At 43.4% G+C, this 26,452-nt stretch carries 20 protein-coding genes; 4 read left to right on the forward strand and 16 right to left on the reverse strand.

Annotated features, from left to right (window positions below; translation table 11 throughout):
• Window positions 1-11: 11 nt before the first annotated feature.
• The 3 genes from FN831_RS16095 to FN831_RS16105 all read right to left on the reverse strand — a co-directional run bounded on the left by FN831_RS16095 (window position 12) and on the right by FN831_RS16105 (window position 5,622).
• Window positions 12-3,041 carry a TAT-variant-translocated molybdopterin oxidoreductase gene (locus FN831_RS16095; RefSeq protein WP_142529216.1) on the reverse strand — a complete coding sequence of 1,010 codons (3,030 nt, stop codon included), beginning with the start codon at window positions 3,039-3,041 and terminating at the stop codon, window positions 12-14.
• A gap of 49 nt (window positions 3,042-3,090) precedes the next feature.
• Window positions 3,091-4,389 carry a c-type cytochrome gene (locus tag FN831_RS16100; protein WP_142529217.1) on the reverse strand — a complete coding sequence of 433 codons (1,299 nt, stop codon included), beginning with the start codon at window positions 4,387-4,389 and terminating at the stop codon, window positions 3,091-3,093.
• A gap of 252 nt (window positions 4,390-4,641) precedes the next feature.
• Window positions 4,642-5,622 carry a deoxyhypusine synthase family protein gene (locus FN831_RS16105; RefSeq protein ID WP_142529218.1) on the reverse strand — a complete coding sequence of 327 codons (981 nt, stop codon included), beginning with the start codon at window positions 5,620-5,622 and terminating at the stop codon, window positions 4,642-4,644.
• A gap of 342 nt (window positions 5,623-5,964) precedes the next feature.
• On the opposite strand from FN831_RS16105, the gene FN831_RS16110 reads away from it, so the two are divergent.
• Entirely contained in the window at window positions 5,965-7,095 is a 1,131-nt protein-coding gene (locus tag FN831_RS16110; RefSeq protein WP_246101575.1) for a BamA/TamA family outer membrane protein, read from the forward strand.
• 76 nt (window positions 7,096-7,171) lie between these two features.
• Here FN831_RS16110 and FN831_RS16115 read toward each other — a convergent pair whose 3' ends face one another.
• Window positions 7,172-7,954, reverse strand: coding sequence for an O-methyltransferase (locus tag FN831_RS16115; protein ID WP_142529219.1), 783 nt, complete (start codon window positions 7,952-7,954; stop codon window positions 7,172-7,174).
• Window positions 7,955-7,996: 42 nt separating this feature from the next.
• On the opposite strand from FN831_RS16115, the gene FN831_RS16120 reads away from it, so the two are divergent.
• Window positions 7,997-8,866, forward strand: a complete 870-nt coding sequence (locus FN831_RS16120; protein ID WP_142529220.1) for a transglutaminase-like domain-containing protein — start codon at window positions 7,997-7,999, stop codon at window positions 8,864-8,866.
• Here FN831_RS16120 and FN831_RS16125 read toward each other — a convergent pair.
• The 3 genes from FN831_RS16125 to FN831_RS16135 all read right to left on the reverse strand — a co-directional run bounded on the left by FN831_RS16125 (window position 8,863) and on the right by FN831_RS16135 (window position 12,178).
• A complete protein-coding gene (locus FN831_RS16125) occupies window positions 8,863-9,780 on the reverse strand; it encodes an alpha/beta hydrolase (protein ID WP_142529221.1) in 918 nt (305 codons plus the stop codon). The genes FN831_RS16120 and FN831_RS16125 overlap by 4 nt on opposite strands.
• A protein-coding gene (prfB, locus tag FN831_RS16130; protein WP_142529222.1) for a peptide chain release factor 2 occupies window positions 9,780-10,857 on the reverse strand; the annotation gives its coding sequence in 2 pieces (ribosomal slippage) (window positions 9,780-10,796 and window positions 10,798-10,857; 1,077 coding nt in all). The genes FN831_RS16125 and prfB overlap by 1 nt, the downstream gene beginning before the upstream one ends.
• 16 nt (window positions 10,858-10,873) lie before the next feature.
• The gene (locus FN831_RS16135) at window positions 10,874-12,178 is read right to left on the reverse strand and encodes an amidohydrolase (RefSeq protein ID WP_142529223.1); all 1,305 of its coding nucleotides are present in this window, start codon (window positions 12,176-12,178) and stop codon (window positions 10,874-10,876) included.
• Window positions 12,179-12,299: 121 nt separating this feature from the next.
• On the opposite strand from FN831_RS16135, the gene pgi reads away from it, so the two are divergent.
• Window positions 12,300-13,946 carry a glucose-6-phosphate isomerase gene (gene pgi / locus FN831_RS16140; protein ID WP_142529224.1) on the forward strand — a complete coding sequence of 549 codons (1,647 nt, stop codon included), beginning with the start codon at window positions 12,300-12,302 and terminating at the stop codon, window positions 13,944-13,946.
• A 249-nt stretch (window positions 13,947-14,195) separates the two neighbouring features.
• A complete protein-coding gene (locus FN831_RS16145; RefSeq protein ID WP_142529225.1) occupies window positions 14,196-14,735 on the forward strand; it encodes a DUF4251 domain-containing protein in 540 nt (179 codons plus the stop codon).
• A gap of 9 nt (window positions 14,736-14,744) precedes the next feature.
• Here the strand turns inward: FN831_RS16145 and FN831_RS16150 are convergent, their stop codons facing one another.
• The 9 genes from FN831_RS16150 to secA form a co-directional block, all read right to left on the reverse strand.
• Window positions 14,745-15,800, reverse strand: a complete 1,056-nt coding sequence (locus FN831_RS16150; RefSeq protein WP_246101577.1) for a glutaminyl-peptide cyclotransferase — start codon at window positions 15,798-15,800, stop codon at window positions 14,745-14,747.
• A 34-nt stretch (window positions 15,801-15,834) separates the two neighbouring features.
• Window positions 15,835-16,197, reverse strand: coding sequence for a YraN family protein (locus tag FN831_RS16155; protein WP_142529227.1), 363 nt, complete (start codon window positions 16,195-16,197; stop codon window positions 15,835-15,837).
• 6 nt (window positions 16,198-16,203) lie between these two features.
• Window positions 16,204-18,174, reverse strand: coding sequence for a DNA primase (gene dnaG / locus FN831_RS16160; protein WP_142529228.1), 1,971 nt, complete (start codon window positions 18,172-18,174; stop codon window positions 16,204-16,206).
• Window positions 18,175-18,183: 9 nt separating this feature from the next.
• A complete protein-coding gene (locus tag FN831_RS16165; protein ID WP_142529229.1) occupies window positions 18,184-18,849 on the reverse strand; it encodes an SGNH/GDSL hydrolase family protein in 666 nt (221 codons plus the stop codon).
• Window positions 18,850-18,962: 113 nt separating this feature from the next.
• Window positions 18,963-20,219, reverse strand: a complete 1,257-nt coding sequence (locus tag FN831_RS16170; protein WP_142529230.1) for an alkaline phosphatase family protein — start codon at window positions 20,217-20,219, stop codon at window positions 18,963-18,965.
• A 124-nt stretch (window positions 20,220-20,343) separates the two neighbouring features.
• Window positions 20,344-21,267: a hypothetical protein gene (locus FN831_RS16175; protein WP_142529421.1), complete on the reverse strand. Its 924-nt coding sequence runs from the start codon at window positions 21,265-21,267 to the stop codon at window positions 20,344-20,346.
• A 7-nt stretch (window positions 21,268-21,274) separates the two neighbouring features.
• Window positions 21,275-22,462, reverse strand: a complete 1,188-nt coding sequence (locus FN831_RS16180; RefSeq protein ID WP_142529231.1) for a M20 metallopeptidase family protein — start codon at window positions 22,460-22,462, stop codon at window positions 21,275-21,277.
• On the reverse strand, window positions 22,452-22,892 hold the full coding sequence (locus tag FN831_RS16185; RefSeq protein ID WP_142529232.1) for an SPOR domain-containing protein: 441 nt from the start codon (window positions 22,890-22,892) through the stop codon (window positions 22,452-22,454). Before FN831_RS16185 ends, FN831_RS16180 begins: the two co-directional genes overlap by 11 nt.
• Before the next feature lie 168 nt (window positions 22,893-23,060).
• Window positions 23,061-26,366 (reverse strand): preprotein translocase subunit SecA, encoded by a 3,306-nt coding sequence (gene secA / locus FN831_RS16190; RefSeq protein ID WP_142529233.1) that lies wholly within the window; start codon window positions 26,364-26,366, stop codon window positions 23,061-23,063.
• Between the last annotated feature and the right edge of the window lie 86 nt (window positions 26,367-26,452).

A 26,452-nucleotide genomic window follows, 5' to 3' on the forward strand; every position in this document is an offset into this window, starting at 1 on the left:
TTAATATCAGCTTACGCTATTGTTGTTAGTGAATCTGTGTTTCTGATTTTGGTCATGTAACCTATACCTGGTTTAGTGTTTACTTCTTCCAGTACATAATAGATACGCTCACTGCGTAATGCTTTCGAAACTTCTGATTCCGGATCATTTGCGTCACCGAAAATGATTGCATTTGCTGAACAAGCCTGTTGACATGCCATTTTGATATCTCCGTCTTTTAAAGGACGTTTCTCAATTTTAGCCTGCAATTTACCAGCCTGGATACGTTGGATACACATTGAGCATTTCTCCATTACACCTCTTGAACGGGCAGTAACATCAGGGTTAAGCACTAATTGAGTAAACTCGTTGTTCAGGTAATTATCAAAACGTGAATCATTCCAGTAGTTAAACCAGTTGAAACGGCGAACTTTGTACGGGCAGTTATTTGCGCAGTAACGGGTTCCTACACAACGGTTATAAGCCATCATGTTTAATCCGTCTGAAGAGTGTGTGGTAGCCAGTACCGGACAAACCGTTTCACAAGGAGCGTGATCACAGTGCTGACATAACATCGGCTGGTGAACAACAGTCACATTGTCAAGGTTTTCCATATGAGCGATTTCTTTTTCTTCAGATATGCTCTTATCACCTTCTTCATAGCTGTAGTAGCGGTCGATACGCAACCAGTGCATTTCTCTGCGTCTGCGAACCTCATCACGTCCTACAACAGGAATATTGTTTTCTACGTTACAGGCAACGATACAAGAACCACAACCGGTACAGGCATTCAGATCGATTGCCATTACCCAGTCGTTTCCTGGTTTTTCGTATTTATCCCATAGATCGTAAGATTTATGTCCTTCTTCTTTTTTACCGGTTCCGGCAGCAGGGTTTTTCTTGAATGCCGTGAAGCTCGCTTCACGAATGATGTCCCTGCCCTCGAAAGAGTGGTGTGTTTGTGTTTGTGCCAGCTCGTAAGTACCGCCGGTTTTGCTGATCGTTACTGTAGTTGCATACTGTAATGTTCCGTTGCTGAAGCTCAGGAAAGGAAATGCGTTTTTACCAACGTTATCGCCAGCTTTACCTACTTTGGTACGTCCATATCCTAAAGCAATGGAAGCAGTACCTCTTGCCTGTCCCGGTTGAATCAGAACCGGCAGGATGATCGAGTAACCGTTGCTTCCCTTAACCTCAACAAGGTCAAATTCAGCGATACCTTTCTCTTCTGCAAACTTAGGTGCCAGGGCAACATAGTTGTCCCATGTTACTTTCGAAACAGGATCAGGTAATTCCTGCAGGAATGCGTTGTTGGCATGTTTACCGTCACGCATTGCTGCACTTTCATAAACCTGAAGCTCAACATCTTTTGCAAGTGCTTTTCCTGCGCTTAATACCGAAGGTGCTACAGCTGCAAGGGATAAGCTGAATGTATATGTTCCTGCTGGTTTAGCCGGAGCTGAGAATACACCTGTCTGCAATAATTCATTCCAGGTTTTACCGATAGAAGGTAAGATATTTTTTTCCCAGTTGTTACGTACGTACTGGAAGTATTCTTTAACAGGTGCGTTAGACCAGATCAGTAAACTCTGCTCTGCCTGACGGGAATCAAAAATTGGATTAATGGTAGGCTGTACGATAGAGTATGAACCTTCGTAAGCACTTGCATCGCCCCAGCTTTCAAGATAGTTCTGACCGGTAGCGATTACATCACATAATGTAGATGTTTCATCTTTACGGTCTGAGAACGAAATTTTAAGCGGCACTTTGCTTAAGCCATCAGTAAATGCTTTTGCATTGGCTACATCGTAAGCAGGATTGGCATCCAGGAATAAAACAGCAGCAACTTCGCCTCTGTTCATTTCATTCTGAAGTTCTGCAAATTCTGCATCATTACCTGCGTAACGTTTGATCGGATTGTCAAGATCAATCGTAGTACCATAACTTCCGATAGCGGAGTTGATTGCATTTACGAGGATCTGTGTAGAAACGTCATTCGATCCGCAAACAACAAGTGCTTTTCCTTTTTGCTGCAGCAGTTCCTTACCAGCAAGTTTTAAAGCTTTTTCAGCTATAACATTGTTTGGAAGGGCGCCACCTGCAAGATTTGCACCAGTGATTGCATTATATAAGGTGATCAGTGCAGCACCCTGCTCTGATAATTTAATCGGTACACGTGTATCAGCATTGGTTCCTGTCATGCTCATTCCGGCTTCGAACTGGAAGTGACGTGACATTTTACCTTTTGCCAGTGATTTGTGATTTCTGTTGGTCATGTACTGAGAAGTAAACTCTTCTCCGCTGATCCATGTTCCCAGGAAATCGGCACCAAAACTTACAATCAGGTCTGCCCTGTTGAAGTTATATTTTGGAATAACAGCTTTTCCAAAGCTATTCTCGTTCGCTTTGATGATACCTGTATAAGATACGGCATCATACTGAACGTGTTTAGTGGTTGGATAAGCAGCAATAAAGTCGGCCACTACTGCAAGCGTAGAAGGACTGTATACTGATGAAGAAACAATTCTGATTTTCTTGCCCGAAGCTTTTGCTTTTGCCAGTTCTGAACTAACAAACGCATCAACTTTAGACCATGTAGTTTCATCATTCTTTAAAACCGGGGTTTTCAGTTTTGAAACATCATATAAATCTAAGACCGAAGCCTGTGCAATTGCGTCTGTACCATTATTGAATTCTCCTGCATTAGGATTTGGTTCAATTTTAATAGGACGTCCTTCTCTGGTTTTAACCAAAATACTTTGTCCTTTGAAACTGGATACATAGTAATTCGGCACGCCCGGGATTACTTCTTCTGGTTTGATCAGGTAAGGTACTGATTTGTGTATCGGAGCAGGCTGACAAGCCGCCAGTGAAACCGCACCCAGACCAAAGCCCAGGGCTTTTAAAAAGTCACGGCGCGGGGTTACTGTACTTAACCCTGCTTCATTTAAAACATCTTCTATTGGAAGCGGCTCTGCGAATTCGTTTTTATTGCTTTCAACAAAATCGGAGGTCTTGTTAAATTCCTCTAAGCCTTTCCAGTATTTTTTATTGCTTTCCATTTAAGCTATATTACTGTTTATCGAACGTTCTTTTTATTAAACTCTACTATTAATAGTGACATTTGCCACACTCTATTCCGCCTAAGGCTGCAGGTGTTAATTTCTCACCTTTTTTGATCTTCTCATGCGCAGCAATAATCTTTGTATAGAAAGCATTGTCTTTCACCTCTAATTTTGTGTCTTTGTGACAGTTGATACACCATTTCATGGTCAGAGGAGAATACTGATAGATCTCTGTCATGGTGTTTACTGGTCCGTGACAAGCAAAACATACCGGCTCATTTGGTTTCAGTCCTTTTTCTTTACGGATAGCTTCTTCAGCTACAACAACGTGTTGCGAGTGGTTAAAGTAAGCGAAATCAGGAAGGTTGTGAACCTGAACCCATTCAATAGGTTTCTCTTTAGACTTATCATAAGTCATTTTATCAGCATCGTAACCTAAAGCATTGTAGATCTTCTGGATTTCAGGAGAGATATTGCCATCATGGCTGTCTCTTGCCTGAACCTGTTTGTGACAGTTCATACAAACGTTAAGAGATGGGATAGTTGCATTTCTTGATTCGAATGCACCAGCATGACAGTACTGGCAGTCGATCTGGTTTACACCAGCGTGCAGTTCGTGTGAGAACTTAATTGGCTGAGTTGGCTGGTAACCGGTGTTTACACCAGTGTTCCACATTCCCATCCATCCCCATGAACCTAAGCTGATCACTAAACACAGGATAAAGAAGAAAACGAATTTTTTGTTTTTAAACAACTGGTTGATGCCAGCCGCCATAGAAACATTTTCCTCTTCAACAATTACGACGCCCTGTTTCTGAAGGATCAAACGTTCAAGCATTTTAATTGCGCGGCCTAAGATCACCAGCACTGCGATGGAGATCAGGATCACGGCAACTACTCCTGCAAGAGAGAAGTCAGACACTTCTTCAGAAGCACCAGCTCCTGCGCCTGCAGCGTCACCTGCTTTTTTAGGCTCACCTGCTTTAATGTAAGCAAGGATGTTTTTGATATCAACCGGAGTTAATGTCGGAAATGCAGTCATCTCTGCATTTGGATTCCATTTAGACTCCTCTACTGCTTCTTTATCACCTGATGCGATAAATGCCGGAGCATTGTTAATCCATTTTAATAAAAAGGCTTCGCTCTTCAATGGAATGGCTGTCTGCAGTGCAGGACCGATTAAATCGCGGTCCAGAGCATGACATGACGTACATTTTTCTTTGAAGATCGTTCTTCCCGCTGCTGCGTCTTGTGCTTGTGTACCTGAAACGATTAAAACAGATAGAGCCGTAACCATAAATGCCGACTTCCAAACTCTTCTAATGATCAATGAGATATTCCTCATAATGAGTATTTTATGCTTTATTTTAAAAAACTTTAACAACCGCAATTGATGTTTAAACTTCTGTTCTCCGTCAAAGCGTCCACAAAAGTAAAATTTATTAATTTACCAATGACAAAGAAATGACAGTAAATACAATTTATAATCATTCTAAACATTGCCTTTTTTGGGCTTTAAACGAAGAAAATCAGCAATTTTTCAATTTTGCTGATTTTCTGATCTTCCATTTTTTTTATGAAAATTTGGAAGTTATAATTACATTTTTAATATCCATGCAAAAATCAATGGAGCTACGATTGTGGCGTCAGACTCTACGATAAATTTGGGTGTATTGATATCCAGTTTTCCCCATGTGATCTTCTCATTCGGCACAGCGCCTGAGTATGAACCATATGAAGTAGTTGAATCAGAAATCTGGCAGAAATAGCTCCAGAAGGGGATATTCTCCATTTCCATATCCTGATATAACATCGGTACCACGCAGATCGGGAAATCACCGGCAATACCACCGCCGATCTGAAAGAAGCCAATTCCTTTACCGCCGCTGTTTGCAATGTACCAGTCGGCCAGGTAGCCCATATATTCAATTCCGCTTTTCATGGTAGTAGCTTTCAGCTCGCCTTTCATCACATACGACGCGAAAATATTTCCCATTGTAGAGTCTTCCCATCCCGGTACAACTATCGGAAGGTTTTTTTCGGCAGCTGCCAGCATCCATGAGTTTTTAGGATCAATCTCATAGTACTGCTCAAGATCACCGCTCAGCAGCATTTTGTACATAAACTCATGCGGAAAATAACGCTCGCCCGCATCTTCTGCATCTTTCCAGATCTTGTGAACATGTTTCTGTAAGCGTCTGAAAGCTTCTTCTTCAGGGATACAGGTATCCGTTACACGGTTATAATGGTTTTCCAGAAGGTCCCATTCGTCCTGCGGACTCAGGTCACGGTAGTTGGGAACACGTTTATAATGTGAATGGGCAACAAGGTTCATGATATCTTCTTCCAGGTTGGCACCTGTACATGAAATTATAGCAACCTTATCCTGACGGATCATCTCAGCCAGTGAAATACCCAGCTCTGCCGTACTCATGGCACCGGCAAGGGTGATCATCATTTTACCGCCTTCATCCAAATGTGTTTCATAGCCTTTAGCCGCATCCATCATTGCCGCTGCATTGAAATGGAGGTAATGCCCTTCCATGAATTTAGATATTGGTCCTCTTGTTACGCTCATCTTATATAATGTTTTTTTATCAGGCGCAAAAATAGCAAATTATATTAAAAACATTCTGCAGGCCATGTTATCAAATAGCTAAAACCATCGCCAGTACTCATACGTTACTCTAAAAATGGCATCCGGGCTCTATATTAACTATTCAGAAAGATATATTCATTTCAAATGTTTAATTTGGCGGCCCCTTACCTTATTATATAAGGCGCTAAAAGGCCAATGAAACCTGAATGGGATTACGTTTTACAAAGAACGACGATCTAACGCAGGCCTCATAGCATTAACGCCGAAGGCAGTCTGAAGACAAAAACAATATTACTACTGAAAGGACAATTATCTACTACTGTGAAAAAACTATTTATCTGTAACTTCCTGCTGCTCTCCACTCTATCCGGCTTCGGACAAATGAAACTGATCAAACGTATGTTGTCAGAAGAGATGGACACTACCCGAAAAGCCAGCTTCATGCCCCTGCCCTTTCTTAAATATTCACAGGAAGTAGGAATGGAATTTGGTCTCGGCGCTCTGTACTCAACATATCTGGACAAAGCCGATCCGCTGAACAGAAGCTCAAACTTTGCAACGATACTATCCGTTTCCACAAAAAAACAATATAACGTCACACTCAAAGGAGATATCTGGACAAAAAATAACGACTTCCATATTATTGGGGACTTGCGTCTGCGCAGCACACCTTTTGATTTTTTTGGTATTGGCAATGAAACACTGCAGGCGAATAAAGACAGGGTTGTTCAGCACCAGATCAGAACCGGACTTGACGTAGAAAAAAACATCTTCCCTTTTGCCTATACAGGGGTCTCAATAGGATTCGAGAGAAATACTTTTCGTGATGTGGATGCAGGCGGAATCCTGGATACCGATCCCCGTGTGCTGGACAAGACCGGTGGCAGCGTAGGTTATCTGGGCGTTTCACAAACCTACGATACAAGAAATTCAAACAACTATCCTACAAGAGGATTTTTTGGCAGGGTAACCTATCAGTACGCACCTGATATTTTTGGTAAGGACGATTTCAGCGGCAGTCAGATCAGGGTAGTTCTCAAAAACTTCTGGCCGGTTGCCAAAAAGCTGGTGCTCGCTGTAAATGGTATTTATTACACCGTTCAGAGCAGCAACACTCCTTTCTACCTGCTGCCACAACTTGGAAATGAAGATATCATGCGCGGATACTATGCCGGGAGATACCGGGACGAAAACCTTATAGCTGCGCAAACAGAACTGCGCTACCGCTTTAGTAACCGCTTTGGCGTGGTGGTATTTGCAGGCGGAGGCCGCGTATTTGCCAATGGCGATTTTTCCTTTAAGCAGTTTAAACCTTCAGTAGGCGGCGGGATGCGCTACTTCTTTGATCCGGCAAAAGGCCTGAGTGTAAGAGCAGATTATGGCATCGGAGAAAAGCGGCCCAATGAAGCAAGACAATCAGGATTTTACCTGAGCCTTGCAGAAGCGTTTTAACCTTACTACAGGGAATAATCAGACAGGGGCCTCTCCTTCTCAACACGATATGGCAATTGGCTGAAATACCGGAAAACTAAAACTTAATCTTAAAGTGTTCTTTTACCTGTCCTTTTTTAAAGTAAACCAGGCCGATCCAGAACAGGTCTATGGTTACTGTCACATCAGGGTGGCTTTTTATTTCCTCCCACGCTTCCTTCATACCCTTGCTCCAGTAAATATCGTCGAAGATCAGCAGGGAATTTTCATGCACTTTTGGCAGGCACCATTTAAAATAGTTTAAGGTAGCATCCTTACGGTGATTACCGTCAATATAGACAAAATCAAGCTGTGTGCTCTCCTCAATTACCCTTGGCAGCAGCTCATCAAAATTGCCCACCTGTAATTCAATATTCTCCAGTTCCAGGTCCTGGAAGTTGTTGTATGCCTTTTTTGCCGTCTCAGGACAGCCTTCAATGGTTACAATATCCGCTTCTGGCGCAGCCCTGGAAAGATAAGCCGTAGTGATGCCCAGACAAGTGCCCAGTTCCAGCAAAGTTGCGGGCTGACTGTTTTTTGCCAGACGGTAGATCAGCTGTGCAAGCCTTGGCGTTTTCAGCGCATTTTTAGCAATTTCCTTGATCTTCTTGGTACGGTTCTTATTCAGATGAGAACCCGCTCCCAGGTCTGTAACGCTAATAACCGTATCGTCATTTAAAAGTTTTTTTCGCTGCTCCTCAATACCAATATATTCAGTTTTGGAGTTAAAATCGTAAATTACCTCATCCACCAGTTTGTAAACAAAGGGAGAATGGGTACCATGCCTGCTTTTGGCAGTTAAACGATGCTTCAGATAATCGCTGAAAAATTGTAAGACCATAACTGCAAAAATAGGCAAACACAACATTGTAATTCGCATTTAATGGAAAATAGTACAGAAATAAACGCATTAGTAAAATTACTGGACGATCCTGATCCGGAAGTTTTCTTGGATGTACGCGAACGCCTGCTTGAACATGGTAATTCTGTGATCCATTTTCTGGAAACAGAATGGGAAAAATCACTGGATACGCTGTTGCAGGAAAGAATTGAAAACATCGTCCACCAGATCCAGTTTAACAGCGTCAAGGAAGATCTTAACCTTTGGTACCAGAGCGGGGCCTTCGACCTCCTGCAGGGCGCGCTTGTGATCAACCGCTACCAGTATCCTGATCTTGACGAACAGAAGATCGTCAATCAGATTGAAGAGATCAAAAGGGAAGTATGGACCGGCCTGCAATATGAAATGAGCTCGGTTGAGAAAATTAAACTGATCAATCATATTTTTTATACGATCTACGGGTTCAGCGGCAATACCAAAAACCATCACGATCCGCAAAATTCATATATCAACCAGGTGCTTGACACCAAAAAAGGGAACCAGATCTCACTGGCCATTATCTATTCTACCATTGCCCAAAAGCTGGATATCCCCGTTTATGGGGTAAACCTGCCGCAGCATTTTATCCTCGGATATATTGATGAAAGCAAAAGAGATGAAAATGAATTTGGAGTATTGTTCTATATCAATGCCTTTAACAAAGGAGCTATCTTTGGCAAACATGATGTAGACCAGTTTTTGCGCCAGCTTAACCTGCAACCGCTTCCGGGTTTTTATGCTCCCTGCAGCAACGTAGAAATTATACGAAGGATCATCAGGAACCTGATCTCCTCTTATGAAAACCTGGGTTCTGCAGAAAAGGTAGAGGAACTGAAAGAATTACAGGAGATCCTGCTGAACAGCAATCTTTAAAGCTTGTTGGCTGTCATCCAGTTCTGCAAACGCTCAAACCAATCGTCCTTTGTAGTCTTATTGTGCAGGCCAAAACCATGACCGCCGCCCTGATAAAGATGCATCTCTCCGGCAACCTTATTTTTCACCAGGGCCTGATCAAACAAAATACTGTTTTCAACAGGAACGGCATTATCATCATTGGCATGTACCAGAAAAGTGATAGGCGTTTGTGCATCAACATGTTTTTCATTTGAAAAATATTCTTTCTGCTCCGGTGTGCCATTGTCTCCGATCAGGCTTTTAACAGAGCCGGCATGTGTTGGCGCGGTAAAGCTGATTACCGGATAAATCAGTATCGCAAAATCTGGCCGCAGGCTTAGTTTTTCTTTGTTTTCTATCTTGCTGTCCCGGTAATGGACAGTCAGAGAAGAAGCCAGGTGGCCTCCGGCAGAAAAGCCCATAATGCCTACCTTGGCAGGATTAATGTTCCATTTCGCCGCGTTTTTACGTACCAGATAAATAGCCTGCTCGGCATCCTGCAGAGGGCCAAATGATTTATCCACCATCGTAGTATCATCCGGCAGGCGGTATTTCAGGACAATAGCCGCTACGCCGCTTTCAATAAACCTTTTAGCTACTTCATCACCTTCATGACCAATGGCCAGGTGCTGGTATCCGCCACCCGGGCAGATGATCACCGCAGTGCCGTTAGCCTTGCCTGCAGCGGGCTGGTATAAGGTAACAGTAGGGTGAAAGACCTTAGACAGGCCTGTCACCTTACCATCTTTAACTGTTTGAATTTCTTTGTAGGATGCCGGCGCAGCCTTTGCTCCGGGTATCGCTCCCGGGTACAGCTCTATAACCTGCTGTGCTTTTACTGTCTGCAATCCAATCATACCTAGTCCTAAACTTAACAGCCAAAATTTCCTCATTAGAATTCCATTAAATAAGCCTTTAAAAAGTCGTTCAGCTCCCCGTCAAGTACTGCCTGTGCATTTGAGGTTTCATAATTCGTCCTCAGATCCTTCACCAGCTTGTACGGATGCAGTACATAGTTCCTGATCTGGGAACCCCATTCTATTTTCATTTTTGAACCTTCAACGGCAGCAGATGCTTCCATCCTTTTGCGCATTTCTGCTTCATACAGCTGCGATTTCAACAACCTCAGTGCGTTTTCCTTGTTTTGCAGTTGTGATCTCGATTCCTGGTTTTTAATTACAATTCCCGAAGGCTTGTGATATAAACGCACAGCGGTTTCCACTTTATTTACATTCTGACCACCTGCACCGCCTGAACGGAAGGTTTCAAATTCAATATCTGCATCCTTGATCTCGATCTCAATTGTATCATCTACCAAGGGATAAACGTATACAGAGGCAAAAGAAGTATGACGGCGTGCATTGGAATCAAATGGAGAGATACGCACGAGCCGGTGTACCCCGTTTTCCCCTTTCAGATATCCGTATGAAAAATCGCCTGCAAACTGTAAAGTGACTGATTTCACACCCGTTACCTCACCTGCCTGGAAATCCTGTTCCGTTACCTTGTATCCGTTCTTCTCGCCCCACATGATGTACATCCGCATCAGCATGGCTGCCCAGTCGCAGCTTTCTGTTCCACCCGCTCCTGCCGTGATCTGCATCACCGCATCCAGCTGGTCCTCTTTGCTGCTGAGCATATTTTTAAGCTCCAGGTCTTCGATCAGGTGCAGGCATTTCTCATACTGCTCCTCCATCTCTTCTTTGGTTGCATCTCCTGATTGCAGGAAATCAAACAACACCTGTGTATCTTCAAATTCGGCATTTACTTTCTGCCAGGCATCTGTCCATACCTTTTTAGAGTTCATTTCTGCCAAATGCTTTTCGGCCTTTTTGGGATCATCCCAAAAATCCGGTTGTAAGGTAAGCTCCTGTTCTATATAAATAGCTTCGAGTCGGGTTTCGACGTCAAAGATGCCTCCTCAGCGACGCTACTCTGTCCCTTAAATCCTGTATTTGTTCTTTTGTCATACCAGCAAATATATCATTATTTCTTCATCGCCATATAATCCAGCGCCAGATTAGATAGTGCATTAACTCCCAGTACAAAGCCGCTTTCATCGATAAAGAAATCCGGGGTATGGTGAGATGGTGCTTTCATCGGGTCCTGTCCCTTTGGCATCCCGCCCAGGAAAATAAACAAACCCGGGATCTTCTCCTGATAGAATGAAAAATCCTCCCCACCCGTTACTGCGGGTTTTAATCTCACATGATCAGCTCCCGCTGTAGCTTTCAGGCTCGGCAGCATTTTCGCCGTCAGCGCGGGATCATTGTATGTCACCGGGTAATGGTAGCTGAAAGGGATTTTCAGTTCCGCCGTTGCACCTCCTGCTTCCGCAGTTTTGGTCACTATTGTTTTAATCCTGTCGATGAACATTGCTTCATCCTCTTTGCTCAGGTTGCGCACCGTGCCCAGCATCTCCACTTTCTCCGGGATAATATTAGACCTGATCCCTCCCTGGATAGAACCGATGGTTACCACACCGGCATTTTCTGTGACGTTTAAGTTCCTGCTCACAATCGTCTGCAGGTTATTGATGATCTGTGCAGAGATGACTACTGGGTCGATACTGCTCCAGGGATAGGCACCATGAGCCTGCCTGCCCATTACAGTGATCTTCATGTCGTTAACCGCGGCCATAATCCCTCCGGGACGATACGAGATATTGCCCACAGGAGTCTGCGAATTGATGTGCAAACCAAAAATCACTTCTACTGTTGGGTTTTTCAGCACGCCTTCCTTCACCATGAGTTCGGCACCGCTGAGTTCGCCGGACTGTACGCCTTCTTCCGCAGGCTGGAAGATAAACTTTATGGTGCCGGGAATGTCTTTTTTCATAGAGGCCAGCACTTCTGCTACCCCCATCAGTATAGCCATATGTGAATCATGTCCACAGGCATGCATGATCCCTGTTTCCTGACCGTTATAGGTGGTTTTTACTTTAGAGGCAAAGGGCAGCTTTACCCGCTCGGTTACGGGCAGTCCGTCCATATCGGCGCGCAGTGCCACTACCGGCCCGGGTTTACCGCCATGGAGGATACCTACCACACCAGTTTTTGCTACACCGGCAGTTACGATCATACCCAGCGACTGTAAATGTTTGGTGATGATTTCAGATGTACGTACTTCTTCATTGCCCAGTTCGGGATGTTCATGGAAGTCGCGCCGCCAGGCAATCACTTTTTGTTCGATGCGTGCAGCCTTCTTTGCAACCTCTGCCCTTAGTGCAGTTTTCTGCGCAAATGTGTTTGCAGATATCAGTATCAACAGGAGAAAGTAAAATCTTTTCATGAGAGCGTTATTTTTATGTTAAATATAATCGAATCTTCCGAGATTTATTTTAACGGCAGAAATATTGTTACTAGCTTCATCAATAGAATTAAACCAGTACATTTAAAAAAAATACCGCATTATGCTTCCAACCGTAAACTTTACAGAGACCGCAGCCTACAAATACCTGGCTGATCACTTCATTGATATCAATGACAAAAACTTGAAACAGCTTTTCGCAGAAGATGAAAAACGTTTTGAGAAATTCTCAGTTATTTTTGAAGATATTCTTTTAGACTATTCTAAAAACAGGATTAATGATGAAACCATTGCATTATTGCTGCAATTAGCAAAAGAATGCAAGCTGGATGAGGCCATTAAGGCGATGTTCAGCGGAGATAAGATCAACCAGACTGAAGACCGTGCGGTTCTGCATATCGCTTTGCGCAATCAAAGCAACAGCCCTATTCTTGCGGATGGCGTTAACATAATGGACGATGTGAATGCTGTACTGGCAAAAATGGAGAAATTCTCGGAGCAGATCATCTCTGGTGCATGGAAAGGCTATACCGGCAAAGCAATCACTGATGTGGTAAACATTGGAATCGGCGGATCTGACCTGGGCCCGGTAATGGTTACAGAAGCACTTAAAGCCTACAAAAACCACCTGACGATGCACTTTGTATCGAATATCGACGGTACACATATGGCAGAAGCCCTGAAGGTTGTAGATCCTGAAACTACGCTCTTCATTATCGCTTCAAAAACTTTCACTACACAGGAAACGCTGACCAATGCCAATACTGCAAAAGACTGGTTCCTGAGCAAAGGAGGGAAACAGGAAGATGTAGCCAAACATTTTGCCGCACTTTCTACCAACGCCAAAGACGTATCTGCTTTCGGTATCGATACAGAAAACATGTTTGGTTTCTGGGACTGGGTTGGCGGAAGATATTCACTATGGAGCGCTATCGGACTGCCTATCGCTTTGAGCGTAGGATTTGATAATTTTAAACAGTTACTGGAAGGTGCACACGCGGCAGATCAGCATTTTGAAAACACGCCTTTTGAAAGCAATATCCCTGTAATCCTTGGCTTACTGGGTGTTTGGTACATTAACTTTTTTGATGCAGAAACACAGGCTATTTTGCCTTACGATCAATATATGCACCGTTTTGCTGCTTATTTCCAGCAGGGAGATATGGAAAGCAATGGTAAACATGTTGACCGCAACGGTGAGGAAGTAACCTATGAAACAGGACCGATTATCTGGGGCGAACCAGGTACTAACGGTCAGCACGCCTTTTATCAGCTGATCCACCAGGGCACACGTTTGATCCCTTGTGATTTTATCGCTCCGGCACAGAGCTTAAACCCGATCGGTGAACATCACCCAATCCTGTTATCAAATTTCTTTGCACAGACAGAAGCGCTGATGAACGGTAAAACTGAAGAGCAGGTAGTTGCAGAATTGCAGAAAGATGGCAAAACTGATGAAGAGATTAAAAAACTGGCTCCTTTCAAAATTTTTGAGGGTAACAGGCCTACCAATTCCATTCTGCTGAAAAAAGTAACACCACGCAGCCTTGGAACGCTGATCGCAATCTATGAACACAAAATATTTGTTCAGGGAATTATCTGGAACATCTTCAGCTTTGACCAGTGGGGTGTTGAACTTGGAAAACAACTTGCAAAAAGTATTTTACCTGAGCTGAAAGGTGATGAGCCTGTTTCATCTCATGACGGTTCTACAAACGGACTGATCAACCAGTACAAGAGCTGGAGATAAGAATTTATAAAAAGTATTTAATCTGAGCATCAATTTTTTTTCTCAGATACCTTTCATGCTTTGCCTTCAGGCTTCTTCGGAAGCTGATGTTGACACCATGCTTCATGACCGGATAATTATTGCCATTCAGGGTTAATAATTACGCCGGTCATGCTGCATTTGTACTGTAACATTTTGGTATATTTATTTGTTGAATAAACCTGCAACCGGGTTAATAGTCAAACTTATAACACATAAATCAAAATACAGATGAAAACGCTTAAAAATATAATCATTCTTGCCTTGCTGTTCTCTGCAGTAAAACTGAATGCCCAGACAGATAAGGCTACAACTGCCCGGATTGTTGAAGCACAAAACTATGTATTTGTTGCTACTACCGCACTTCCGCTCAATGCCTCAGACATCAATCAGATCATGAATAAAATGCCGGGCTACAATGGCGGCGGCTCCATCAACCTCAACGGGTCAAGTTACGATCTTACGGTCACCAAAGACAGTATTACCTCCTATCTTCCCTATTACGGACGTTCCTACACACCAAAGTACGGGTCGATTGATGAGAACGGTATAAAGTTTAAATCCAAAAAGTTCAGTTATACCAGTTCTGCACGTAAAAAAGGCGGATACAATATTGCCATAAAGCCAAAGGACGTGAAAGACAATTATACATTGAATCTGGTGATCACTGAGTCTGGCTATGGTACGCTGACTGTAAACAATAACAATCAGCAATCCATTACTTTTAACGGTTACATCGCAGAAACAAAGCCCAAGAAAAAAGCTGATTAAGCTCTTGACTTATTTAGATCCTTTGGGAATCAGCTCTACCTGAAAAAGTTTTGAGAATTTTTTACCCGTCACAAAAAGGCGTTTTCCCGCTGCATCCCAGGCAATGCCATTCAGCACGTCTGTATTGGGAAATTTATCTTTAGCCGGTAAGATACCAGACATATCTACATATCGTTCTACAGTGCCGTTCTTAGGATCTATAACAGCAATCTTATCTGTCTGATAGATGTTGGCATAGATCTTACCGTCGATATACTCCAGTTCATTAAGCTCATCTACCTGTCCGTTGTTGTCATACACATCGATATAACTTTCTTCTTTGTAATCCGCTCCGTTCAGGAACCAGATCCGGTTGGTACCATCAGATTTGATCAGGCGCTCACCGTCATAGGTGAGGCCCCAGCCTTCCCTGCTGTTCTGGTAAGGGAAGGTACTCAACTGCTTTAATGATTTTGAATCATAAACAAATCCAATATCCTCTTTCCAGGTTAACATTACGATCTTATCGCCCACGAGCGAAGAACCCTCTGCAAAATATTTTTTGTCGATATCAATCCGCTCCAGTGCCTTGCCTGTTTCCAGGGCAACCCACCTCAGCGTAGAGGTCCCATACTCACCGGTACTTTCCAGGAACCTGCCATTATGGTATTCCAGCCCCTGAGTATATGAACTGGTATCATGAGGAAAGGTATTGAGCACTTTATAAGTAAATTCTGCAGGTTTAACAGCCGACTTCAACACAATATTGATCGTCACCGTATCTTTCTTTTCCCCATTGTCAACCACCGCAGAGATCAGCCTGTAGCCCAATGAAAGATCAGCCGTTTTGAGGGCAAATGCATCTTTATTTGTTTTTGAATCAACGGCCTTACCATCAACCAGGTAACTCACATTGATCACCTTGCTTTCTGCGGGGATGTCAAGCTCAACTTTTACTTCTTCGCCCAGACCATAGGTTTGTCCCTGTTCCGGGAATTTAAATCCCAGTACCTCATTCCTGCTGCCTTCATTTTTACAGGCGCCGGCAAGAGTGATTACCATCAGTACACCAGCCAGATTTATCATTTGAGAACGTTTTAAAGCGCGTATTAAAAAAGTTTTAGCTTGGCCAGAATGCATCTTCTATATGATTAATTTTATAAAGTTCTTTATTTTCAAAAACAATTGCAACAATGTCGAACCTAATCTCCCCCTGGTGGTTTTTCCGCTCGATATAAGCCGAAGAGGCAAACTCCAGTTGTTTCTCTTTTCTCCAGTCTACAAATTCCTCCGGCTCACCGTGCTCTGCAGACCTGCGGGTCTTCACTTCCACAAAGATGAGTTTATTATCGTAAAATGCGATCAGGTCGATCTCCGCTTTTCCATACACCCAGTTCAGCTCCAGAATCTGGTAACCAAGTTGCTCCAGATATGTTTTTGCTAAAAGCTCTCCGTGTCTGCCCAGTTCGTTATGTTCTGCCATTGTATTTTATTTCAATATCACAGAGCCGAGGAACTTAGAAATTTCCCGTTCTACATTTTTGATATACGCATAGCGCTGCATTAGTATTTCCTGGTTTACAGGATCATTTTCGGTTTTAATTTCCTGCAGTAATCCCAAAAGGATACGGTCCACTTTCCGTTTTTTTAAGTGGAACAATCCGCCAAGGATCGTAGCCTTTAAATTCACCGTTTCGTCTCTTACATAAATCTGGTGTTTGTTATACCAGTTTTCACTCAGTGCGTAGGGCGAGGTAGACAAAGTAATGGCCAGATCGGCAATTACACGGTTTTCATTTTTGATAAACTGGTTGGCTACAGGCAGGTGCCCGTTTTCAATTTCTTCCTTGTAGTTCTGGATGATCAGTTTGCAAACTTCATCTTCAAAGGTTACATCCGCTAAGTTCTGCATAATAAACGACCCGATATACATGTTATCGATATTGTCCCAGCTCACCAGCTCATGCCCGAACGCCAGTAAGAGCCTTACAATCTCATGTTCCTGTAACTGGTCATTGTCTACAGTGGTTTCCAGTTCAGGAAGGTCAGGGGAGAAATTATCATCAAAAAGGTTCTCGGGCGGCCCATCTGGCATACCGGGAGGAGATGAAAACTGCTGCTTAGGTGGGTTCTGCTGGGAGAAGGCTTTTTTGCTCCGGGCCGATTTCATTTTATTGAGCTCGGTGAGCAGCATGCGTTCTTCTACCTGCAGTAACCTGCTGCATTCCCTGATAAACACAGAAGCTTTAATATCGTCAGGGATCTTAGCGATACTTTCTACAATATCCCTGATAATTCCAGCGCGTTTAATCGGGTCTGTACCGGCTTCTTTCAGCAGGATATCCGCTTTGTAAAGGATAAAATCCTTGCGGTTATTTTCTATATAAAGTTTAAATGCCCCGGCACCCACCTTGTGCATATATGAATCCGGGTCGTGGCCATCAGGAAAGTTCACCACCTTCACATTCAGCCCTTCTTCCAGGATCATATCCAGTCCACGCAGCGAGGCTTTGATCCCTGCGGCATCACCATCATACAAAATGGTCACATTCTGCGAAAAACGGCCAATCAGCCTGATCTGTTCTACGGTAAGTGAAGTACCTGAAGAGGCAACCACATTTTCTACACCGGCCTGATGCACAGAAAGCACATCGGCATATCCTTCCACGAGGTAACAATTGTCGACCTCGCGGATTGCCTTTTTTGCCTGGAAGAGGCCATAGAGAACGTTCGACTTATGATAGATATCGCTCTCAGGGGAATTGACGTACTTGGGAACATTTTTATCTGTCTTCAGCGTCCTTCCGCCGAAGCCGATCACCCTTCCGGTAAAATTGTGGATGGGGAACATCACACGCCCCCGGAAGCGGTCGTACACCCTTCCTTTATCATTATGCACAGATAAACCCGTGCGTTCAAGGTATTCCTCCTTATGGCCCGCAGCTTTGGCACTTAAGATCAGTGCATCCCACTGGTCGGGCGAATAACCCAGTTCAAATTTCCTGATGATATCTTCCCTGAAGCCCCTCTCCTTAAAATAGCTAAGCCCGATAGCCCTTCCCTGTTCTCCTGTCCAGAGTTCACTGGCAAAATAATTTGCCGCATATTGCGATACTACATATAAACTTTCACGGGCATTGTTCGCTTCTACATCCTGCGGGCTCTGCTCTTTTTCTTCAACCTCTATATTATACTTCTGGGCAAGATATTTTAGAGCCTCCGGGTAGGAGTACTTCTCATGGTCCATGATAAAATGGACCGCATCGCCCCCTTTACCACAGCCAAAGCATTTGTATATACCTTTGGTAACAGATACGTGGAAAGACGGGGTTTTCTCATTGTGAAAGGGGCAGTTACCGATTAAACTGGTACCGCGCTTCTTCAGAGACACAAAATCACCAACAACCTCCTCAATACGGGCGGTGTCCATGATTTTGTTAATGGTATCCTGGTATATCATTAAGGTTGTTTACTTCACTAATGGCAGCAGCACATCCGCTACAGCCTTGTTTCCTTGTGGATTTAAATGTACGCCATCCGTGGTGAGTATTCCTTTTGCGAGATCCTCCGGATTATTCGCCAGGTCGTACGCTACAAACTGGCTTCTCAGATCTACCAGCGGCAATTTATTTTTCTGCGCCAGCTGGCGGATAGCTTCAGAGAACTTGTCCAGCTCAGCATCCATTTCATTTTTTCCGCCTTTCTTCTCACCTATCACCGCAGGTGTGCAAAGAATTACCTTGGCATCACCGGACTGGATCTTGTTGATCAGTGCCTGGTAGAATTTCACAAATTTATCCAGATCGGTACCGGTATGGGATGTTTGCTTGTGCCATACATCATTTACCCCGATATAAATTACCACCAGGTCTGGTTTCTTGTAGATGATATCATCCTCCAGACGGAGATACAGGTCGTAAATTTTATTTCCGCCAATTCCCGCTCCAATCACTTCATATCTTGAAGAATCCAGCGCTTTCTTAATCAGGTTCACATATCCGCCCGGGGCAACGCCCTGCTGCGTAATAGAATCACCAAAGAAAATTATTTTTTTAGGTTTTACTTTCATAGCCAAGACCGAAACGGCAAAACAGCATGCCATGAGGTACAGTATAGATTTGATAATTTTTTTCATCGTTAGTTTTATTTTACCTATTCAGACGAATGTCAAATATAACCAAATTTAAAGTTTTATAGGTTATTCAGTCTACTAATTATCGACGGGCTGTCAAGAGGCTGTGCTAAGAATTATTTCTTTAGTATCCCTTCAAGAATCTCCTTTTTACCATCGATTTCCTCTGTATAACTCAACCCAAGGATGTTTGTAATCAGCGGATATACATTTACATTTTCAAATGCAGGGATTTTAACATGCTCCCGGAAGGCTGGTCCCCAGGCAAAAAATGTAGCCTGCATATCTTTCACCTTACGCGGGTCGAAACCATGATGGCCCATACCCGGTGTTTTGTCTGAAAATACCCTTGGCCATTGCGGGATCAGGATGATATCCCCGATACGGTTCATCCTGTCGTCTTCTGCGCCATAATGTAAGCGCTCCGGCATCTCTGTTTTCAGATATACCTTGTAGTCTTTGGCTGATTTGCGGAGTGCATTGTACATAGGGGCGATATCGGCTTTATCCCTGGCATACAGTGCAAGCGTTGTACTGGAAAAAGTAGTCCTGAATTTATCCGCATCAATGATCTTGGGCATAGGAATTGGGTGTGCAGTATCCACCTGGGTCATTCCATGGTCAGAGACAAAAACAAAACTCACCGGAAGCCCCGTAGTTTTAACCGCTTGCGTCAGCTGATATACAACAGAATCAACCATCCTGACAGCCGCTGCCGTCTGCGGGGTCTCAGGCCCCGAATGATGACCTGAATGATCTGGTTCAGAGAGATAAAAAGTGATAAAGTGCGGCCTTGTTTCTTCAGGCAGTTTTAACCAGTTGAGCACAATCTCAATTCTTTGTGGCATACTGATTTTTTCAGTATAGTTGTAATAGTAGGTTGGCCTGATTCCTTTGATCACAGCTTCTGAGCCTACCCAGAAAAGACTGGCCGCAAGCATATGCTGCTGCTCTGCCAGCACCCATAAAGGCGTGCCGCCATACCATTTTCCATCAGTTACCTTGCGCTTATTGCTCATACTATACTGGTCGTTTCGCTCCGCGCTGTAAAAGCTGTTGCCCACCAGGCCATGATGAGAAGGATACATACCTGTTACCAAAGTATAATGATTGGGAAAAGTAACTGAAGGGAATGATGGGATCATTGCTTTTGCCCGCACTCCTTCGCTACTGAGTTCCAGCAGGTGGTCTGCATGATATTTTTTGGCATAATCGTACCTGAAACCATCGGCAGAAATCAGGATCACATATGGCTTTTTCTGCTGTTCTGCTGTATTGCTGCGTCCTGCAATAATATGAGAGACTGTATCGGTTTGTGCAGATAGACTACTGATACAAAATGATAGCGCGAGGAAAGTCAGCACTTTTTTCATGAATATAGGATTCGTTATATAACTGGCGCAATTTAAGCAATCATCATTAAGGATGCATTATCAATTGATTACGAATACCAGATATTGCCGAATAAGACAGGTGCTTTTTGAATGGGTTAGACTTTTACTGATAATCCTTATGCAAAATCAAAAAACTTGCCCGTTCTTCCTTCTTGAAAGGAATGTTCCAGTTGCCCTGGTAGGTAATCTTTGAAGGTAGTTTTTCCTCAGCAAAATAGCTCATTTCAATGTTCATCTGCACATCAAAATCAAAGAGCATATTGCTGTATTTCATATCCACATACCGGCCCAGAATCGCAAAATTACGCTTATCAAAGATCGTTACCAGTTCTTTAATCATCAGCCCGTCCTTTGTCCAGTTGCTCAGGCCATCTTTTACAAGTACCCTGAAACGGTACACGGGAATAGAATCCAGGTAGGTTCCGCTCTGGAAACTATAGTCGTAATACTGGCGCATATTTGCCGTAAAGATCTCCGTTTTGCTGCCGATAAAAGGAATGCCTTTTACAGGTCTGCCGGGATTAAAAATCAGTGTCTTCAACTTACTTTTATAGCTCTCATTGGAATCTCCCTTTGGACTGGCTGAGGGAGCATCAGACACAAAATCAGATTGGTAAGCATTCATAAAAATGTAATCAAACATCTCTACGGTATACAACTGGTACTTGCCATTTTTCTTAAAAACCTTACCAGTATCCTGCTTTACCAGGTATTCGATTTTTGCAGGACGAACAGTATGCCTGATCTTTCTGTAGATCTTACCATTCACCTTATTTTTCTTATCGTAGGTATAAATCCTGTTCTCCGCAATAAAGCTGTGCGCTTTCATCCGCCTGAAGGCAGCATAAAACGTAGTATCCGTAGTTACTGCTTTAATAAAAGTTTCTACGCTCAGCTTCTGCGCAACGATATTCACATTTGAATCCAGTGTGATCGTCTTGATCGTATCCGGGTTAAAGCGTTCGATCTGCTGTGCGGAAACATCCAGCCCGCAAAGAAAAAGTGCAACTAATAAAATTCTTTTGATCATCAAACTAATTCCCAAGCTGTTTCAGTGCAATATAAGCCATCAGGCCTGTTGAGATCTTCAGTGCATCCTCATCCACATCAAAATTAGGATGATGCACAGAAAATTGAGTGTTTTTAGCTGCATTTCCGGTACCAAGGCGGTAGAAGCAGGCATCCGTTACCTGTGAGTAATACGCAAAATCTTCCGCAGCCATCCAGATATCCAGGTCTACCACGTTTTCTTTCCCCAAATAATCTTCTGCAAAGGCACGTGCATTCGCCGTCAGCTTTTCCTCATTGATCAGGAAGGGATAACCATTCATGATCCTGAACTCGCAGCTTCCGCCCATACTTTCTGCAATCCCTTCGGCCATTTTCTTCATCAGGCGCTTTGCTTCCTTACGCCAGTCTTCATCCAGCGTTCTGAAAGTACCTTCCATTTTCACTTCATTCGGAATAATATTGGTGGCCCCATTGGCAATAACCTTTCCAAAAGAAAGTACCGAAGGCAGTCTCGGATCAGCATTACGGCTGACGATCTGTTGTAGTGCCACCAGGATATGTGCACTGATCAGCACGGGGTCTATATTCTGCTGCGGCTGGGCACCATGCCCGCCCTTGCCATGTACAGTAACATATAGTTCATCGGTAGAGGCCATATAAATACCCGAACGGAAACCTACTTTTCCTGCGTCGATCAGCGGCATTACATGCTGGCCGATGATATGCTGAGGCTTAGGGTTTTCAAGTACACCTTCTGCGATCATGATACTCGCCCCGCCCGGCAGCACCTCTTCGCCCGGCTGAAAGATTAGTTTGATCGTCCCTCCGAATTCAGCTTTCATGTTATTGAGTATGTATGCAGCTCCCAGTAGAGAAGAGGTATGTACATCATGTCCGCAGGCATGCATTACTCCGGGATTTTTTGAGATGTAAGGTTTGTCATTAGCTTCATTGATCGGGAGGGCGTCCATATCTCCGCGCAGGGCGATAACCTGTTCGGAAGGAAGGTCTCCTTTGATTAAGCCCACCACTCCGGTATTGGCGATTCCTTCAAATGGAATTCCCCATTCAGTCAGTTTTGATTTCACAAAAGCCGATGTTTCGAACTCTTTAAACGACAGTTCAGGATTGGCATGAAGATGACGACGGTAACCTACCACCTCTTCAAAAATGGTACCTGCTAAATGTTGGATCTGTTCTTTATTTATCATTGCTTTGCTCTAAACTGGGTGCATTTATTTTCTCTCTGATCACAAACAGCGTGGCAAATACCGGCCGCAGTTCGTTCATCATCCTCTGGGCTTCCAGGCGAGTCCTGAAATCCCCTGCACGTAAATAATAATTGGGTTCTTTATAAGTAATATAAGTATTGATCTTTGGATAGGAACTTTTAAAACGCTGCTGTTCATTGAACACCTCTCTACGGTCAGACCCGTAAAATATTTGTACACGATAACCCATCTGGGATACAATTGGGCCATCTTTACGGATAGTAACTGTAGTAGTTTTCTTGCTGAGTTCAATCCTTCTTTTAATCAGGCTGTCAATCAGCGGATCTTTAACAACCGTTACCACACCCCTTTTCTGGGCAAATGAGGCAAGCGAAAAACAACAAATAATCAGCGTATAGAAAGTGTTCATCTATTTTTATATTGTTTTTTTAAGGTTAGATGGAGCCTTGGATGATTCAAATAATTATTGCAGGTATGCTTAATACTTATTTGAATCATGTCGGGTTCATAAAGGTTTATAAAAAAAGAATGCCGACTTCTTTTTACAAAAATCGGCATTCTTTGTGTGTATTACAAATTACATTCCTGCACCATGGCAGTTTTTGTATTTCTTACCGCTTCCGCAGAAGCAAGGATCATTTCTTCCGATCGTTACTTCCTTGCGTACCGGTTGTTGGGGTGCCTGCTCGCGGGTATCGTCAAACTGAACCTCAGCACCTGTAGCCGAAGCAAATTCAGGTTTAGATAACTTCAGCTTGCTGGCAGGTTTTGGTGCCTGAGCTTCTCTGAGATCATCTGCTTCCTGTTGTACAGGGATGCCACCTTTATATAAGAAACTTACTACTTCTTTATTTACGGCATTCAGCATGTTTTTGAACAGGTTGAAGGCTTCCATTTTATAAATAATCAACGGATCTTTCTGCTCATAAACAGCATTTTGTACAGACTGTTTCAATTCGTCCATTTCACGTAAATGCTCTTTCCATGACTCGTCGATTAAAGCCAGAACGATCGTTTTCTCAAACGATTTTGTTACTTCTCTGCCGTCATTCAGCATCGCTTTCTTCAGGTCAACTGCAACCTGAACACTTCTGATACCGTCAGTAAAAGGAACAACAATCTGCTCAACGTGGTCACCACGTTCTTCGAACACCTGTGTTAACACCGGCATTGCCTGACTGATGATCGCATCTGATTTTCTTGTGTAGAAGGCTACAGCTTCTTCAAACAATTTGTCTGTAAGGATATGTACGCTTCTTGAGCTGAATTCTGCTTCTGTAATTGCAGTATCCAGAGAGAAGTTTTTGATAACTTCAAGTTTGAAGCCTTCATAATTACCTTCTTCTTTATACTCACTAACTACATCTTCGGCAACGTCGAAGACCATGTTGTTCATGTCTACATCTAAACGCTCGCCAAACAGGGCATTTTTACGTTTTGAATAGATCACCGAACGCTGAGAGTTCATTACATCATCATATTCCAGCAAACGCTTACGGATACCAAAGTTGTTTTCTTCAACTTTCTTCTGTGCACGCTCGATAGACTTGGTAATCATTGAATGCTGGATTACTTCGCCATCTTCAATACCCATTTTAACCATGATATTAGAGATACGCTCAGAACCGAACAAACGCATTAAGTTATCTTCAAGTGAAACGAAGAACTGGGATGAACCCGGATCTCCCTGACGACCTGCACGACCACGCAACTGCCTGTCTACACGGCGCGATTCATGACGCTCTGTACCTACAATGGCCAGACCACCTGCTTCTTTCACACCTGCACCCAGTTTAATATCCGTACCACGACCAGCCATGTTGGTAGCGATCGTTACCGTTCCGGCCTGACCAGCTTCAGCTACGATATCAGCCTCTTTCTGGTGCATCTTCGCGTTCAGTACATTGTGTTTGATACCTCTTAATTTCAGCATTCGGCTCAGAAGTTCAGAAATCTCTACCGAAGTAGTACCCACCAGTACCGGGCGGCCCGCTTCAGTCAGTTTCACGATCTCTTCTGCAACTGCATTATATTTTTCGCGGATCGTACGGTAAACGTAATCCTGTTCATCTTTTCTGGACATTACCCTGTTGGTAGGAATTTCTACCACATCAAGTTTGTAGATTGACCAGAACTCACCAGCTTCAGTAGTTGCCGTACCTGTCATACCGCAAAGTTTGTGGTACATACGGAAGAAGTTCTGTAAGGTAACAGTAGCATAGGTTTGTGAAGCATCTTCAACTTTCACATTCTCTTTTGCTTCGATCGCCTGGTGCAGCCCATCAGAATAACGGCGGCCGTCCATGATACGTCCTGTTTGCTCATCAACAATCTTGATCTTACCTTCATCGATGATATATTCTACATCGATCTCAAATAAGGTATAGGCTTTCAGCAACTGGTTAACCGAGTGTACACGTTCAGCTTTAATAGAGTAATCGCGCATCAGTTCATCTTTCCTTGCGATCTTTTCTTCACTGTCCAGTTTTGATTTTTCGATTTCGGCAATCTCGGTACCTACATCCGGCAACACAAAGAAATGCTCATCTTCACCAGATTTGGTGATCAGCTCAATTCCTTTTTCAGTAAGCTCTACCTGATTGTTTTTCTCATCGATATAGAAGAACAGGTTTGCATCTACCTTAGGCATATTCTTTGACTGGTCTGCCATGTAATGGTTTTCAGTTTTCAGGAGGATCTGCTTGTTGCTGCCTTCACTTAAGAATTTGATCAGGGCTTTATTTTTTGGTAAACCGCGGTGCGCTCGCAATAAAGCTAAGCCACCATCACCTTCTTCGGTTCCGGTTTTTCCGTCGGTAATTAATTTCTTTGCTTCGTTTAAAGCTTTGGTCACATACTCACGCTGTGCATTCACCAGTCGCTCGATCCTTGGTTTCAGTTCATGGAATTCATGCTGATCTCCAAAAGGAACAGGTCCTGAGATGATCAATGGTGTACGGGCATCATCGATCAGTACTGAATCGACCTCATCCACCATCGCGAAGTGCAGTTTGCGCTGAACCAGTTGTCCAGGTTCCTGTGCCATGTTATCACGCAGGTAGTCGAAACCAAACTCATTGTTGGTACCGTAAGTAATATCCGCCAGGTAAGCATCTCTGCGCTGCTGAGAATTTGGCTCATGTTTATCAATACAATCTACTCTTAAACCATGGAATTCAAACAGAGGTCCGTTCCACTCCGAGTCACGTCGTGCCAGGTAATCATTCACCGTTACAATGTGTACACCTTGTCCGGCAAGTGCGTTCAGGTAAGCCGGTAATGTACTTACCAGTGTTTTACCCTCACCCGTTGCCATTTCAGCGATTTTACCGTTATGCAGTACGATACCACCGATCAGCTGCACATCATAGTGAACCATGTTCCACTGTACCGTGCTGCCTGCAGCATCCCATGAGTTTGCCCAGAAAGCTTTATCACCTTCAATCTTTACATTCGCCCTGCGCGATGCATATTCCCTGTCGTACGCCGAAGCAGTAACTTCAAGTTGTGCATTTTCAGTAAAACGTCTTGAGGTTTCTTTTACCACAGCAAAAGCTTCGGGAAGAATCTGCAGTAATACTACTTCCAGTTCTTTATCCCTGTCTTTTACCAATAAGTCGATCTGCTCATAGATTGCAGTTTTCTCTGGTAAAGACAAATCCTGGCCTTCGGCATCTGCTTTCAGCCCGCTGATTTTATTATCGATTTCTACTAAAGATTTGGCAATAACGTCTTTGAAATAGACAGTTTTGTTACGCAATTCGTCATTGCTTAAAGCCGAAAGCTTAGCATATTCTTCATTTATTTTGATGACAAGTGGTTGGATTGCCTTAATATCTCTATCCGATTTGCTTCCAAAAACTTTCGTTAAAAATCCTAACATTGTTTTTATCTGTGTTTATTTATTTAAAAATCATGATTTTACAACAACCAAGCCATATCAGCTGATAGGTCACTTTGTCAGTTGCC

Origin of the sequence: Pedobacter westerhofensis (assembly GCF_900182595.1) — a bacterium.
In the GTDB taxonomy this organism is placed as follows: Bacteria; Bacteroidota; Bacteroidia; order Sphingobacteriales; family Sphingobacteriaceae; genus Pedobacter; species Pedobacter westerhofensis.